The sequence below is a fragment of the Vibrio sp. SCP2 genome, assembly GCF_059295395.1.
In genome coordinates, this window is the sequence record NZ_JCAFVV010000023.1 from 1 (window position 1) to 650 (window position 650).

Genomic DNA, 650 nt, shown 5'->3' on the forward strand with positions numbered 1-650 from the left:
CCGTGTACGCTTAGTCACTTAACCATACAACCCCAAAGGGTCTTCTGTTTAAACAACCAAAGTTGTCTGCATTTTTATACATGTGCAGACACGATTTTGCCGGACTCAAATATAAACATCACAAGGATGTTTCCAAGAACACTTGAATGTGTGTTGGTACCTAATTCAAAGAATTAGGATTTGAGAACTTTTAATTGAATAACAACGCATCTCATAGAGATGGGGATTGTTGTTATTCGTCAGCTTTCCAAATTGTTAAAGAGCTAGATTTCTTTCGAAACCATTTTTAAATATTCTCTATTGAGAAAACACTTAAAGATGGTGGAGCTAAGCAGGATCGAACTGCTGACCTCCTGCGTGCAAGGCAGGCGCTCTCCCAGCTGAGCTATAGCCCCATCAGGTGTTGATACTGTGTGCCAATTCTTCTGGGAGGAAGATTGGTGGGTCTGAGTGGACTTGAACCACCGACCTCTCGCTTATCAGGCGAACGCTCTAACCACCTGAGCTACAGACCCAGTATCGTCTCTTAACGTGTATAAACATATCAATCTGTGTGAACACTCATCGCAATAATCATCGTATAAGGAGGTGATCCAGCCCCAGGTTCCCCTAGGGCTACCTTGTTACGACTTCACCCCAGTCATGAACCA

General features: G+C 43.4%; 2 tRNA genes and 1 rRNA gene. All 3 read right to left on the bottom strand.

What is annotated here, in order from left to right:
* Positions 1-319 precede the first annotated feature (319 nt).
* Positions 320-395, bottom strand: a tRNA-Ala gene (locus AC5O63_RS22345).
* 43 nt (positions 396-438) lie between these two features.
* Positions 439-515, bottom strand: a tRNA-Ile gene (locus AC5O63_RS22350).
* Between the two features lie 66 nt (positions 516-581).
* Positions 582-650: ribosomal RNA gene (locus AC5O63_RS22355) — 16S ribosomal RNA — on the bottom strand; the annotation flags it as partial.